The sequence below is a fragment of the Bdellovibrio sp. 22V genome, assembly GCF_030169785.1.
GTDB lineage: Bacteria > Bdellovibrionota > Bdellovibrionia > Bdellovibrionales > Bdellovibrionaceae > Bdellovibrio.
Map to the genome: position 1 here is coordinate 2154811 of NZ_CP125854.1, position 14093 is coordinate 2168903.

The window sequence follows — 14093 nt, forward strand, 5'->3', positions numbered from 1 at the left end:
TGTCTTCAACCTCTATGCTACGCAGATTTGATAACGGGGAAGTATTTCGTGCAAAACACTGAAGCGGTAGTAGGCCAGCGCATCGTGCATCATTTTCCAGTTTGAAGTCAGAAATGTCTCTTTATAGACGACGTCTTCATATTCAAACTCGTCCTGAGTGTCATAGTCGAACGCTTCTTTCAACCAGGAGTCTTGGCCCTCGGTTGAATACTTCCATGTGTCGGTGCCAAAACTAAAAGCGCCGCAACGGATTTCATGCTCCCATTTTTTCAGGCGGTCTTCGGATTCTTCGTTATCGATGTTTTCAAGAAGCTCTTTGATTTTTGCGATATCCCGCTCTTGAATTTTGATGACAGTCATCTTGTGAGTTTCGCGCAGACGTTTGTAAAAATCCAGAACGTGATGAACGGCTGTCATGTAGTCGGTGGGATTGTCTCGTTCGATAAGACGGCCTTTCCAGTCACGGTAACTCCACTTAAGGTACGGAAGATCGGGATAACTAAGAACGCTGCCATGGCCGATGGGATTGGCTTCACTGACAAAATAGGAAATCAGACGGTCATAAAGAAATCGCCACCACGGGCGGTATTTGCCGCTTTTAAAGTACTGATCACGGTAATCGAGCATCTCGTGATCTAAAGAGCCCGCATCGTCATAGATATCATAGACTTTGTTCGACTCGTGCGTGATTCCGGAAAATCCCTGATGCGCCCATGTATCGACATAAGCGTGAGTAGTCACACCAAGAAGATGATACCCATAAGTACGCTGAAAATTTTGAATGCAGTTTTGAGTGATGTCCTGCGCGACTTTGCTGTTTGGGCGACAGATCAGTTTTTGAGTCAACGGATCCATCTGTAGGTCGCTGACGCTGTTACCGGGGATAAAATGAAACGGAATCCACACGTGGTGGTTAGCCAATTCTTTAAAGTTACGATAGTCGAGCATCTTATGCGCGCTGGCCGTGAACTTGTACATGGAGCGGTTGTTAAACAGAATCGTGCCTTCGTGAATTGCATCGTCCACGTATTGGGAGGCACTTGCGATCGTGTTTGCCTCGTAAGGCGAAAAGCCGCTTAAACGTGCCAAAACATATGTAACGCCGAGATGAAAATCGATTTGCATTTTAAGCTCCTTGCTCTTTCAGGAAGGCAACGAGTTTAGGGAAGACTTCAATATGGCAATACTGTCCCATAAAAACGTCTTGATGCCCGTAGTGGGGGAGTTCCAAATAACGAACTTTTCCGTGATGCTCGCGAAGCTGGGCATAAGTTTCCTTATTAGAACCCGGAAAAATATGATTCTCAGAGCCGCTCATAAGAAGTATTGGCGGCAGGTCTTTGCGTTTTTTCATCTCTTCCAAATAATTCGTGCGATTTTTCTTTTCATAAGAAATAGAGGCTTTGGCGAAAAGCATTTTGCGAATATGTCTGTAGTAATGAAAACTGGTTCCGCCGAAAAGATCGACCAGACGACGGTGCGTAATCGGGTGCATGTTGCGGTGAGAGTAAGCGGCGGGAAAACCCCAGCCCCACATAAAGCTCACAAGGTGACAGGCCGGTTCTTTACACTCTTTGCGCAGTAGGCGCTCCATCCAGTAAATCCATTTTCCAAAACCGGGACCGGGAAGGTACGGCATTCGCGGACTGATGTAAGCATAGCCAAAAAGATGTTCAAATACTGTCGGCCCGAAGAGCAGTTTTAAAAAGCCTTGCCAGCGCACTTTAGGAGTTAAAGAAACGCTGTTGGAAATAACGCTTTTAATATTTTTTACGTGACCCGCGGCCAGCGAAGCCATGAATGCCAGGGAACCCACGCAATGACAGATCACGTGGATCTCTACATCTTCGCCGCATTTTTGGCGGATAAATTCGACGGCTCGAGGAACGTCATTTTTTGCGATGTCATCGATCGTATAACGATGCGGAATAAGATTGTAAGTAAAGCGTCCGCTGCCACGCCAATCGAGCGACCATACGTCCGTAAAGCCGTGGGCATGAAGATAGTTCACCAGGTTTTGATGCTCCGGCATGATGTACATATCCGTGGAGGTTGTAAGGCCGTGCAAAAGCAAAACAACCTTTTTGCTTTCTTTCACCTTAAAGCGCTGAACTGAAATCGTAAGACCATCCGCCGTATCAAGCGGATGTAAAGTTTTTTCACCGAGGGCCACGCCTTGGGTCGTATGCAAAGGGTAAAGATGTTCATTCCAGCGCGACGACGTGGTTGTGAACATGAAAGGGGCATAAGCCTGCCAAAGGTTGGCGGCAAAGACGTTGAGGAACTGCGCGATAAGGCTTTGTTCTTCTAAAGGACTGTCGGCATTCGTTTTAAAAGTACCAAGTTGTTTAATGAAGTCGCCGACGGAAATATGCAAAATGCCTAAGCCATGAACTTTCTTTTCTTGGCCGTCTTTGAAATCGGAGTGACCTTCCCAGAGATAAAAATACAATGTCGTTGTCTGTGACCACGCCTCAAAACCGTCTTCTTTTAAAATTTCTTTGAAGCCGTAAAAGGTCCAATCTTTCCCTTGGGTGTCTTGCAGGTAAAGACGGTAGTGCATTTCTTTCGCGGTGTCCAAGTCGGGACTTACGGAAGGCCGAGTAAAAAGATTGAAGTGGCCTTCTTCGACGGAAAAATTTTTTCCCGCAAAAGACGCGACAGTTCCGAAGGCGGCCGCTTGCAATTCAGGATCGCGAATGAACGAGTTCACGTCTTGCACAGAGATCGTCAGTGTAAATTCGAAAGGCTGGTGGTGAGGACTGATTTCGGCTTCTTGAAATGAAGTGCGCGAAAGAGGATGCGCGGGATTCAGAGTGAAGTTTTGAGCAACAATGTGCCCGGCCATTCTTTCAGTGAACTCTAAGCTGTGTACTGTCATTCATCAAAGATAGGGATATTCACATATAAAGTAAATGTCGTTTGGACTTTAGATCGGAGGACGGAATCTCAAAGCCGTGGACGCACCCTTATGAAGGGCTTTTCAACAGTTACCGATTTACCTTGGAAATCATCATTACTATTTTTTAAAGTTTCTCAAGATGAAACAGTGAGGGTCTTCAGGGGAGATTTTAAGGCTCCGAAAAGAACTTATGAAGTTTTATAGGCACGTCTTATACGCGATTCTTTCTTTGCTTGGACTTTCTGGCTGCAGTCTGGATGCATCTTTAAAAAGCCAACTCCTCTCTCAAGTGAGCAGTGAACGTTTTAAGCTTACGCCGGAAAGAGATCTGGTTTTTACGGAGCAGGGAACGCTGAGCTTCGCGGTGAATACAACGCCTCTTTTTTCTCCGTCTGCGGTGGCTCCTGCGGTCAGTACGGCGCAGTTGAAAGTTCTAGCGGATGTCACGGTGCTGGCGACGCCGGCTCTTGTCGATGATATCAAACCTTTGCTTCGTCCCGAGAGAGTGGATGTCGGAACAGAGCCTTTAAGCATACCGCCGATTCCAGATAATTTCGAAACGACACCCGTGGCTTTCCGAAAGAGTTCAAGTCTTTCGGGTGTTTCGTCTTTTGATCAATGCTCTTTGACACCGTTGTTGCCCGGGGCTGAATGTTCTTTTGAGAGTGTGAGCGTGCCTTTAGAAGAAATTGAAACGGGCGCGTTGACATTTCATTTCGATCAAGGGGAAGACGCTCAATACGAAACAAAACGTTACAAAGTCTCTCGTGTGTCCTTTGGCGCCTTGACGAGTGATATATCTCCGTCGTTTTCCGCAAGAGAGTCGGGCGTGGCGGTGCTTGATAATGAATACTATCAATTAAGTTCCGACAACAGCACTTACCTGAAAACGTCGCCTACGACATTTAGAAAAGTTTATCAGCGCAGCAGTAACTATGATTTCTTGAAAGAGATCGCGCGATTTGGCGATTACATTTACTTTCATGGCTACAAACCCAATGTCGACTATACAGGCCTTTATGTTATGAAGGCGGATTTTTCTGAATTTAGGCTGGTCGCGAATATTAGAACCAACGCGAGTGATCTGTCGATGTTTGGCAACTATGAAATGGTGCTCTATCGTGGAAAGCTGTATTTCACGCTTTACGAAGCTGATTTTAGAAGTAAACTTTTTCGCATGAATCCGGACGGCACCGGCGTAGAGAAGATCTCGAATTTTGTTTCTGGCGCGGCTGACGGAATCTTCATGCTGAAAGTTTACAATGACAAACTTTATTTTACCGCGAACGTAGGTTCGACTCCGTCGACCGGATACAAATTATTTTATCTTACAACGGACGAGGGCGGGGATAATCTCGCGATCTATCGCTTTCCTAATATGAATGCCACAGGTTATGACATCGGCGGTATTTACGTTGTTGAAAATAAACTTTATGTCGTCGGCACGACATCTCTTGGCAGCGGAGTTTATAGAATATCTTCGGATCACTCGACCTGGACGCGAATTTTAGAAACGGAAAATTACTACACATTCGAATTCGTGCATAAAAGTCCTTTGTGGCTCGCCGCTTTTAGCGAGAGCTTTAGCGATTCTCGTTATAGTTTTTTTCTTTTTAATCCCACGAACGAGCAGTTCACCTTGCTGTCGGACTTAGACCCCGACGGGACGACTTACAATATAGCTCCGGAAAATTTTGTTTTAAGTGCGGATCGTATTTATTTTGCCGCTTCGACAGAAGGCATGTCGGCCTTAATGTCGACGAATTACCAAGGCGGAGACCTCAAGGTGCATGCGCTCGACGTGAGTGTTGATGACCGACTTGCGATTCTTGGAGATCGTGTCTTTTTTACCGCGGAAAACAGTTCGTTTGATAAAGATATTTACTCCATCAATGCCAAAACCGGCGAAGGTTTGCAGCGGCACACGAATATGGGAAGCTGGGGGTGGAATCTGACGAATCAATCTATGTATCAGTTGCCAAGCTCAGAGCTTATTTTCGTCTGGAGTGGAGAGATGTTTATGATCGAATTCCTCTAAAAGAAAAAGGGGCTTTACAGCCCCTTTTTTATTATTTTGGGTTTTCACGAAGCGCGCGGCGAAGGATCTTACCGACGTTTGTTTTCGGAAGTTCCGTTCTGAACTCTACTAAGCGCGGCACTTTGTAATTCGTTAATGATTTGCGGGCGTGCGCGATAACTTCTTCCGCTGTCAGCTTGTCGTCCTTTTTAACGACGAAAACTTTGACGATTTCACCGGAGTGTTCATCAGGAATACCGATCGCGGCTACTTCCAGCACGCCCGGGTGTGAAGCGATAGCCTCTTCCACTTCGTTTGGATAAACGTTAAAGCCAGACACAAGAATCATGTCTTTTTTGCGGTCGACGATTTTCAAGAAGCCATCGTTGTCAAAAACAGCGACGTCACCGGTCTTAAGCCATCCGTCAACGATCACTTTTGCCGTCTCGTCAGGACGATTCCAGTATCCCGCCATGACTTGCGGGCCTTTACAGCAAAGTTCGCCGGCTTCTCCCATGGGAACTTCTTGATTGTCGTCGTTAAGAAGTTTTACGTCTGTGCTTGGGAAAGGAAGGCCGATTGTGCCGACTTTATCCGTACCATCGATAGGATTGCAGCAGACAACCGGAGAAGCTTCAGTAAGACCATAACCTTCCACGATCACGGACTTTGTCAGCTCCATCCATTTTTCCGCCACGGATTTTTGCAAAGTCATTGCACCTGCAACGCTGACTTTCACGCGGCTAAAGTTCACAGTCATAAATTCTGGATTGTTCATGAGAGCGTTAAAGAGCGTATTAACTCCGGCCATAATGGTGAAGTCGACTTTCTTAAGCTCTTTGATAAAACCAGGGATGTCGCGCGGATTTGTGATGAGCACGTTTTCAGCGCCATAGCGAAGCAGACCCAAGCAGTTCAAAGTCAAAGCGAAGATATGGTAAAGCGGCAAAGCTGCAATCGCGATCTCTTCGCCTTCACGCAATTTTGGTTTCATCCAGTCGCGGATTTGCAAAACGTTCGCTAAAACGTTGCGGTGTAAAAGCATTGCGCCTTTTGCAACGCCGGTCGTTCCACCTGTGTATTGCAAGAAAGCGATGTCTTCTAAAGTTGTCGCTATCTTTTGTGAAGGCTTCATGGCGCCTAACTCTAAGGCCTGACGGAAAGAGTACGCCTGCGGAAGGTTGTAAGCCGGCACCATTTTTTTGATGTACTTTACAACAGAGTTCACAAGAATTCTTTTCGGAGTCGGGAACATGTCGCCGATTTCCGTGACGACGATGCTTTCAATGTTCGTGTCTTTCAAAATCTGCTCAAGCAAGTGGGCGTAGTTGGCCAAGATCACAATCGCTTTGGCGCCAGAGTCTTTGAACTGATGTTGCATCTCTTTAGCTGTGTAAAGAGGATTCGTATTTACGATCGTCAAACCCGAACGAAGAGCAGCGAAGGCGACAATCGGGAATTGCAAAAGATTCGGCATTTGAATCGCAATGCGATCGCCTTTTTTTAGTTTCAACTCGTTTTGCAGAAACGATGCAAACTGATCCACGCGGCGATCGAGCTCGTTGAAGGTGAGGCTGACTCCCATGTTTGTGAAGGCTTTCTTCGTATTGAACATACGAATGGATTCTTCATAGAGGTCAAACAGCGAAGAATAGTTTGAGAAGTCGACTTCTGGTGAGACGCCTTTTGGATATTTCTTAAGCCAGATTTTTTCCATTTCATTCTCCGATGCTAAAAATTCTGTGGATCAATGCTGAGTTTTATTTACCTTTAAAATTTTAGAGTAAAGATTCAATCATGGTAAAGTAAATTCTTGTTTTCACTGGTGGTATTTGCCAGACTTAGAGCATGAAACTTGTTTCGTGGTGGGTTCTTCTGAGTTTAAGTCTTTCCCTCGTTGGCTGCTTTTCTAAGCAAGAAAAAGCGCCGGAACCTGTATCTAGTGGCAAAACGACGGTTTCTGTTCTGCCCCCAAAGAAAAACTCGACGGAGCCCGCAAAAGATAAAGCGCTTGAGGCCTTTGCGCGTTATTTCGAGCAGGCTGACGCTATTCATCGTGAAGCCTGGTGGGTTTTAACGGAAGAACGACGTCCTGCTGGCAAGTCGCCTTTTGGAAAAGTTCAAAGGGCTTTGTTGTCCTCACAAAACATTAAGCTCTCGAATAAGTCCATGTTTCGCTGTGACCGCTATTTGGTGAAGCGCGATATCATGGGGCTTTCAGGTTATCCGCAAAAGGCGGAAGTTTTTGAAAAGTGCAGTGAAAAAACGCCGGCAAAGCTTTTGGCGGAGTTTTCCGCTCCCTCGGTGAGCGAAGTGCAAGTGACGTTCTTTCCTGATGGTCTTGAAGAAGTCCTTGGTCTAGGTGCGACGGTTTTAAACAAGCGCAGTCAGTGCACGCTTAAAGGAAATGAAAAAGGCCAGCTTGTAAGTCTTCAGTGTAAAGACTGGGCGCAAGATCGCAATCAAACGCAAATGATTCGACTCGATGTCTACGATTACTCGAAAGAGGGAAAAAATCTGATCAAACTGCGCGGCAAAGTTTATGAAAACCTTTCCGACACCCGCAAGATTGAAGCGGATATTCCCATGGAAGGAAAAATCCAAGTCACAGAGACCGAGCTGTATCCTCCGGAAACGCCTCCGCCGCCTGTGAATCCAACGCCGACGCCGGCGGCGAAGGGAGGCCCTGCTCCGGAGAGAGCCGCAAATGCGCCGCCTTTAGAGTTGCCGCCACAAGGACAAGGTCCCGAAGGTTTGATTCCTCCTCCGCGCGAAGAGATGGCTGTGGATCCGGATGTATTAATGCAAAGACAGCAGCAGCAAGGCGACGGCCCTGTGCAGGTTTTACCTCTGAGTGAGCAACAAAGAATTCTTGAGGGGTTGCCGCCAGAAGGTGTAGAACCGGAAATGCCACCGCAAGAGCAGGGCCAAGAGCCGCCTGCGCCTGAAGGAGTTGAAAATCATGGCCGCTAAAATCGAAATTGGTAAAAAAGTTCCTAATTTTAAAATTCCCTCTTCCAATGGGGAGGATTTTTCTTTGTCGAGCCTCAAAGGGAAAAAAGTGGTGTTGTATTTCTATCCGAAAGACAGCACTCCAGGCTGCACGACAGAAGGTATTGAGTTCAATGAACTTTTGTCGCAGTTTAAAAAACAAAACACTGAAGTTTTGGGAATTTCCCGCGACAGTTTAAAGTCCCACGATAAATTTATCTGCAAGTACGACTTTAAGTTTTCTCTTCTCTCGGATGAAGAAGAGGAAGTTTGTAAGCTTTTTGATGTGATTAAAGAAAAAAACATGTACGGCAAAAAAGTGATGGGCATTGAGCGCAGCACTTTTGTTCTTGATGAAGATCAAAAACTTGTCGGCGAATTCAGAAAAATCAAAGCGCAAGGCCACGCAGCAGAAATGCTGAAGTTCGTAAAAAGTCTCAAGTAGGAAAAAGGTGCCAGGTACCTTTTTCCCTTTCCCGAAAAAAAAGGCTCCTTGTCGGAGCCTTTTTTATTTTTATCCAGTTAGCGGAATGTGCCGCAGTTAGTGTTTGCTCTCAGCTGCTTGCACCATCAGTTCTGCGACTTGTTGTGAGAACTTCACCGGATCCGGCAATGACGAACCCTCAGTGAGCAATGCCTGTCCGTAAAGGATTTCCGCCCATTGGGACTGTTGCTCCGGCGATGCCGTTAGCATCTTTTTAAAGACGGCGTGGTTCGGATTGATCTCCATAATACGTTTCGTTTGCATGCCGGCATATTCTTTCCCCATTTGCGCCATCAGCTTTTGCATGTGCGCGGAGGGGTCGGAAGAAGAGGAAACCAGGCATGCCGGCGTGTTCGTCAGACGATCGGAAAGAACAACGTCTTTCACGTTCTCTGCCAAAGTTTTTTTCATCACCTCAAGAACAGGTTTCAAAGTTTCTTCGGCCTGTTTCTTTTCTTCCTCTTTCTTTTGCTTTTCTTCAGCTGTGTCTAAATCCAAACCTTCGCGAGTGATGGATTGCAGCTTCTTACCTTTGAACTCGCGCATCGAATCGACCACCCACTCATCCACCGGATCGACAAGAAGAAGAACTTCGTAACCTTTTTCTTTAAGCTTCTCAAGGTAAGGACTGTTGCTAACCTGGGAAAGAGAATCGCCTGTGATAAAGTAAATATCTTTTTGCGTTTCTTTCATGCGCGCGACGTATTCGTCGAGTGTTGTCATCTTATCTGACGCCGTCGAATGGAAAAGAACCAGATCTTGCAACTTTTCTTTGTTTGCCGGATCGCTTGGCAAGCCTTCTTTCAAAGTCGCACCGAACTCAGTCCAGAAGTCTTCGTAAACGCTGCGCTCTTTTGTCAGAAGGTCTTTGAGAGTTGCCAAAGTCTTGTTCGTGACGTTCTTGCGAATTTGCGTCACTTGACGATCTTGCTGCAAAAGCTCACGAGAGACATTCAAAGAAAGGTCGCTGCTGTCGACAAGACCTTTCATAAAGCGTAAATAAGCCGGGATCAGATCTTTGCAGTCAGACATGATAAACACGCGCTTGATATAAAGGCTTAAGCCATATTCCATGTCGCGCATATTGTAGTTAAAAGGCTTCTTGTTCGGAAGATACAAAAGCGCGTTAAACTCCATCGTGCCTTCGGCTTTGTAGTGAACGGTGCGCAGAGGCTCGTTCCAATCGTGCGTAAGGTGTTGATAGAATTCTTTATACTCTTCCGCCGTGATTTCGGACGGGGACTTCAGCCACAAGGCTTTTTGCGAATTCAGAACTTCATCTTCTTTTTCACCCTGCATTTTGATTGGGTAGGCGATAAAGTCGGAATACTTTTTAACAAGGGATTTAAGAACCCAAGTATCGGTGAAGTTTTGCACTTCATCTTCTTCTTTAAATTCTTTTAAATGCAACGTGATTGTCGTTCCGTTGCCATCAGGACGAGGCACGCTGTCGATGGAGTAAGTGCCATCACCTTGAGATTCCCACACAGTGCCGTCGTTGGTGCCGGCTTTTTGCGTGTGCAAAGTCACACGATCAGCCACCATAAAGGCAGAGTAAAAGCCCACGCCGAACTGACCGATCAATTCGGGCTTTGATTTCATTTCGGCATTCATTTGCGCGAAGGCTTTGGCGCCAGAGCGGGCGATCGTTCCGATAAACTCGACGACTTCTTCCTGAGTCATGCCGATACCATTATCGATAATCTTTAGAGTTTTCATATCGGATGAAGGTTCAAGACGAATCGTCGGTTGCCAGTTTTCAGGCAAAAGACTTGGATGAGTCAAAGAGTTGAATTTGAGCTTGTCGATCGCGTCGGAAGCATTGGAAAGAAGCTCACGCAAAAAGATCTCTTTATGCGAATAAAGAGAATGAATCACGATATCGAGAAGCTGTTTTATTTCTGCATTAAAACTTTGGACTTGTTTAGCCATAAAATCTCCTTCGAAAGCATTTTAACGACTTCCAAAATCTGGGAATTTTTAAAATTTTGGCAAGTCGTTAAAGTAAAAATTTAAGTATTGAAATTCATTTTTTTCGCAATCGATTCCGGCAAAGGCGGGACTTGCGAACCTGGAATAAAGAACGTTGTTAAATTAAAGAAATCGCCAAAGATTTTATGCTTCGAGGTCGCGTCAGCCAGGTACTTATGTCCGCTAGAGCCGCCCGTGCCGATCTTTTGGCCAAGCATTCTTAGCGCCATCATCGCGTGTCGGTAGCGCCATGTCGTCATGATTTCATCGATGTCCAAAAGCGCACGGATGATTCTAAACGGCGTCTGTAAAATCGGTTGGTGACGGTACAAAGGGATCAAAATAGCTGCGTGCAGGGCTTTATAGCTTAAGCGGTACTGGCCTTCTTGGCGCAATTTATTGTAAACCTCTTCGTTAAAGAGCGCTTCGAAACTGCCCAGAGCGGCCTCGAGGCCGGCGATGTCTCTTTTCTTTTCCTCTTCTGTAAGGCGGGAGTTCGCGCGAACGGTGTTCATATCGCTTTGGAACATCGAGTGCACGGCTTGCTTATACGAATCCCAGAAGTTGAAGTTCTCGCCTTGCAAGAACGGCGTTCTTTCAAGCCATTTCTCTACGGCATCAAAAAGCGACGTTGAATTTAAAACGTTCAACATCACCTGTTGTTGTTCTTCGGTCAGAGACTTATAAAAAGGAGACTGATTGTAAGCCAAACGGTCGCCCATGCGCAGACCTAATTTGGTTTCAATCAAACGCCATTGAAAGCTTTGAAACCCCGAAGCCGGGTAAAGCATGTCGCGGAAATCCAGAAAGTCCATTGGTGTCATTGTTTCAAGAACATCCACCTGACCGATGATAAGCTTTAGGATCGCGACAATACGTTCAAGACGGGCGGAAGTAACACCGAGTTCTCTTTCAGGAATTTCGTTTTGCTGGAAAGTTGTCAGCACCGAATCCAATTCGAAAATGATTTGTTTAAACCACAATTCGTAAGTCTGATGAACTGTGATGAAAAGCATTTCATCGTGAGCGGGTTTTCCGTATTCAATACTCTTTGGATTTTGTGCGGAAAGCAGAGTGTCTAGGCCCAAATAGTTATGATAGTGCACCGGAGGGTATTTCATCGTGAAAGCTCCTTTAAAGCTGAAGCAAAGCCGTCAATGTCTTCTTTTTGCGTATCCCAAGAAGTCATCCAACGACATTCAAAAGTGTTCTCGTCCCAAACGTAAAAGAAATATTTTTCGCGCAGAGGTTTTACCCAAGAGCTCGGAATTTTCGCAAAGACCGCGTTGCTTTGTGGAGTCTCGCGAACCTGAACTCCAGGAATGGATCGAACCGCTTCGTAAAGATACAAAGCCATATCGCAAGAATGTTGCGAGATTTCTTTCCACAAGCCGTTGGCGAAATAAGTTTCAAACTGACAGGCGATAAAGCGGGTCTTTGAGGGAAGCTGGGCGCTTTGCTTGCGGATGTATTTAAAATCCTGCGCCAAATCTTTATTAAGAAAAACAACGGCTTCTCCCATCATAAGACCGTTTTTCGTACCGCCAAAAGAGACGACGTCGACGCCAAGATCCGTTGTGATTTCTTGCAATGTCTTTTTAAGAAATGTCGCCGCATTGGCAAGACGGGCACCGTCGATGTGCACGTGCATTTTTTTATCTTTGGCCCAAGCGATTAAAGTCGTGAGTTCTGCCAACGAATAAGTCGTCCCAAGCTCCGTCGGTTGTGTCAGACTCAAAACCTGCGCTTGTGAATAATGCTGATCGCCGCGACGGATAAATGCTTTTTCAAGCTCATCGACAGAAAGTTTTCCGTTGCGAGAAGGAAGGGCGATCAATTTGCAACCCGCCATAAACTCCGGCGACCCGCATTCATCGACATTGATGTGCGCGACATCAGAACACAGAACGGACTGATAAGGCCGGGCTATCGATCTTAAGGCCGTAACATTGGCCGCAGTACCATTGAACACGAAGAAGACCTGCGCGTGAGGGCCGAACTCGCGGCGAAAAGCTTCGACGGCTTTTTCCGTCCACTCGTCCGTGCCATAAGCCGGGGCGTGTTCGACATTTGCCAGAGCCAAGGAAGCTAAAATCCGCGGATGAACTCCAGCATGATTATCACTGCCAAAACCTCGTTTCATAATCAGCCCTTTTTAAGAGTGGCGAAAATAAAATTATACGCGATCAGAGCGGCCAATTTACTTGTGCGATTGTCTTGATCCAAAGGAGGTGAAACTTCATAGATGCCGATACCACGAACATCAAATTCGCGAACCAACCACAAGAAGCTCTCTAAAAATTCTTTCGTGAAAAGTCCCGTCGTCCAAGATTGGCTGCAGCCGGGAGCTTCATTCGAAGTAAAGGCATCGATATCAATACTCAAGAAGACTTTTTTCTTCTCTTTGCCCTGCATGAAGTTTTGCAGCGTTTGCTGAAGGCCTGCTTCATTCACTTGATCTAGCGTGAAGATCGCCGCGCCATGATTCTTGGCCCATGTGATGTGCGCTTGGCTGTTGCATTGATTTTGAATGCCGACTTCCGCAAAGTCCACGTGACCATGAAACTCAGACAGAACGCGATGAAAAGGCGTTCCTGAATTCAAGCCCTTGTCAGTCGGGCGCACATCCATATGAGCGTCGAAATTAATCAGAACCGCATCGTCCTTGTAAACGTCCAAGAAGCCTGCGCCATCGCAGTAGCCATAGTCGTGGCCTCCACCGAGAGAGATCCAGCGTTTACCGCTTTGGGCGAAGGTGCGCACTGTTTCGCGCGCCCGCTCGTGACGTTCCGCTAAAGGCTTCTCTTTATCGACAAGATCGCCCACGTCGAGAATTTTCGGTAGGCGTGTTGCAAGCAAGTGCGGAGTCATTTTGTAGAGGTAAAGACGAACATGATGTGGAGCCGTTTGTGCTCCCGGACGACCACCGTTAAGGGCGATACCTTCGTCATCAGGATAACCTAGAATAGTAATGTCAGAGGGAGTGTCAGCGATCGATTGCAGATCGGCTTTACTAAGGAGCTGGACGCATTCACCAAGACGAGGATCTTCTTTATCATTTTTCGTGAAAAGAAGATGTTTGTCGATCGGATGAAACCAGCTCATTATTTCAGGTTGCCCCACTTAGAAAGTCGAAGAATTTTATTAATATTTCCAGTTTCAGAGTCGTAGATTTTCATCGTTGCGTTGCTCTTGTTGAACTGGATCGTCGCAAACGTCGTGCTTGTCGAATCAGACAAGAAAAGAACCCACTCTTTGCCGCCAGAAGGCGTGATGCTGTAAGTGTAGCGCACCGGTTCTACAACGGAAATCGCAGAGCCGTTTTGGAAGTCCTTCATGTTGATCGGGTAGAAGTTCAAAGATTTGAAATCACGAACTGTGATCACACCTTCTTGGCTGTACCAGTAACCAAGCATCTTTTTAAGACCAACGTAGTCGATGCTTTCGATCACGGCTGTGCACGTGTCTTTATCAAGAAGACCTGAAGCCGTAATTGTATCGCCTGAAGCAAGCTTGCGAAGGCTTTCTGCTGCATCCTCTGATTTTGTGTCAACAAGGTATCTATAGCATCCGTTATCTGCGAGCAAATAAACGCCAGATGGGTCTTTAACCACGGTACCACTTACGGGCGTAGCCGCAGAGGCCATGCATGTTGAAACAAGGCTGAGGACGAAAAGCAAAAATCTCATGCCCCACCTTGTTTCATGGGTCGAAAGCTCGGTCAATAG

11 protein-coding genes are annotated in these 14093 nt (G+C 46.3%); 3 read left to right on the forward strand and 8 right to left on the reverse strand.

Annotated elements, in window-relative coordinates; translation table 11 throughout:
- Nucleotides 1–12: 12 nt before the first annotated feature.
- Both QJS83_RS10405 and QJS83_RS10410 read right to left on the reverse strand, forming a co-directional pair.
- The gene (locus QJS83_RS10405) at nucleotides 13–1125 is read right to left on the reverse strand and encodes a DUF6765 family protein (RefSeq protein WP_284604598.1); all 1113 of its coding nucleotides are present in this window, start codon (nucleotides 1123–1125) and stop codon (nucleotides 13–15) included.
- Nucleotide 1126: 1 nt separating this feature from the next.
- Complete coding sequence (locus QJS83_RS10410; protein WP_284604600.1) at nucleotides 1127–2881, reverse strand: alpha/beta hydrolase; 1755 nt, start codon at nucleotides 2879–2881, stop codon at nucleotides 1127–1129.
- Nucleotides 2882–3092: 211 nt separating this feature from the next.
- On the opposite strand from QJS83_RS10410, the gene QJS83_RS10415 reads away from it, so the two are divergent.
- On the forward strand, nucleotides 3093–4940 hold the full coding sequence (locus QJS83_RS10415) for a DUF5050 domain-containing protein (protein ID WP_284604602.1): 1848 nt from the start codon (nucleotides 3093–3095) through the stop codon (nucleotides 4938–4940).
- A gap of 31 nt (nucleotides 4941–4971) precedes the next feature.
- On the opposite strand, the gene QJS83_RS10420 is transcribed toward QJS83_RS10415, so the two are convergent.
- Entirely contained in the window at nucleotides 4972–6636 is a 1665-nt protein-coding gene (locus QJS83_RS10420; protein WP_284604604.1) for an AMP-binding protein, read from the reverse strand.
- A gap of 131 nt (nucleotides 6637–6767) precedes the next feature.
- Between QJS83_RS10420 and QJS83_RS10425 the strand changes: the two genes are divergently transcribed.
- Nucleotides 6768–7892 (forward strand): hypothetical protein, encoded by a 1125-nt coding sequence (locus QJS83_RS10425; RefSeq protein WP_284604606.1) that lies wholly within the window; start codon nucleotides 6768–6770, stop codon nucleotides 7890–7892.
- Entirely contained in the window at nucleotides 7882–8355 is a 474-nt protein-coding gene (locus QJS83_RS10430) for a peroxiredoxin (protein ID WP_284604608.1), read from the forward strand. Before QJS83_RS10425 ends, QJS83_RS10430 begins: the two co-directional genes overlap by 11 nt.
- A 96-nt stretch (nucleotides 8356–8451) precedes the next feature.
- Here the strand turns inward: QJS83_RS10430 and htpG are convergent, their stop codons facing one another.
- From htpG to QJS83_RS10455, 5 genes are all read right to left on the reverse strand, one after another.
- Nucleotides 8452–10326, reverse strand: a complete 1875-nt coding sequence (htpG, locus tag QJS83_RS10435; protein ID WP_284604609.1) for a molecular chaperone HtpG — start codon at nucleotides 10324–10326, stop codon at nucleotides 8452–8454.
- 80 nt (nucleotides 10327–10406) lie between these two features.
- Entirely contained in the window at nucleotides 10407–11486 is a 1080-nt protein-coding gene (locus QJS83_RS10440; protein ID WP_284604610.1) for a tryptophan 2,3-dioxygenase family protein, read from the reverse strand.
- The gene (locus QJS83_RS10445; RefSeq protein WP_284604611.1) at nucleotides 11483–12508 is read right to left on the reverse strand and encodes a threonine aldolase family protein; all 1026 of its coding nucleotides are present in this window, start codon (nucleotides 12506–12508) and stop codon (nucleotides 11483–11485) included. The genes QJS83_RS10440 and QJS83_RS10445 overlap by 4 nt, the downstream gene beginning before the upstream one ends.
- A 2-nt stretch (nucleotides 12509–12510) precedes the next feature.
- Nucleotides 12511–13470 carry a formimidoylglutamase gene (locus tag QJS83_RS10450; RefSeq protein ID WP_284604613.1) on the reverse strand — a complete coding sequence of 320 codons (960 nt, stop codon included), beginning with the start codon at nucleotides 13468–13470 and terminating at the stop codon, nucleotides 12511–12513.
- Nucleotides 13470–14054 carry a hypothetical protein gene (locus QJS83_RS10455; RefSeq protein ID WP_284604614.1) on the reverse strand — a complete coding sequence of 195 codons (585 nt, stop codon included), beginning with the start codon at nucleotides 14052–14054 and terminating at the stop codon, nucleotides 13470–13472. The genes QJS83_RS10450 and QJS83_RS10455 overlap by 1 nt, the downstream gene beginning before the upstream one ends.
- Between the last annotated feature and the right edge of the window lie 39 nt (nucleotides 14055–14093).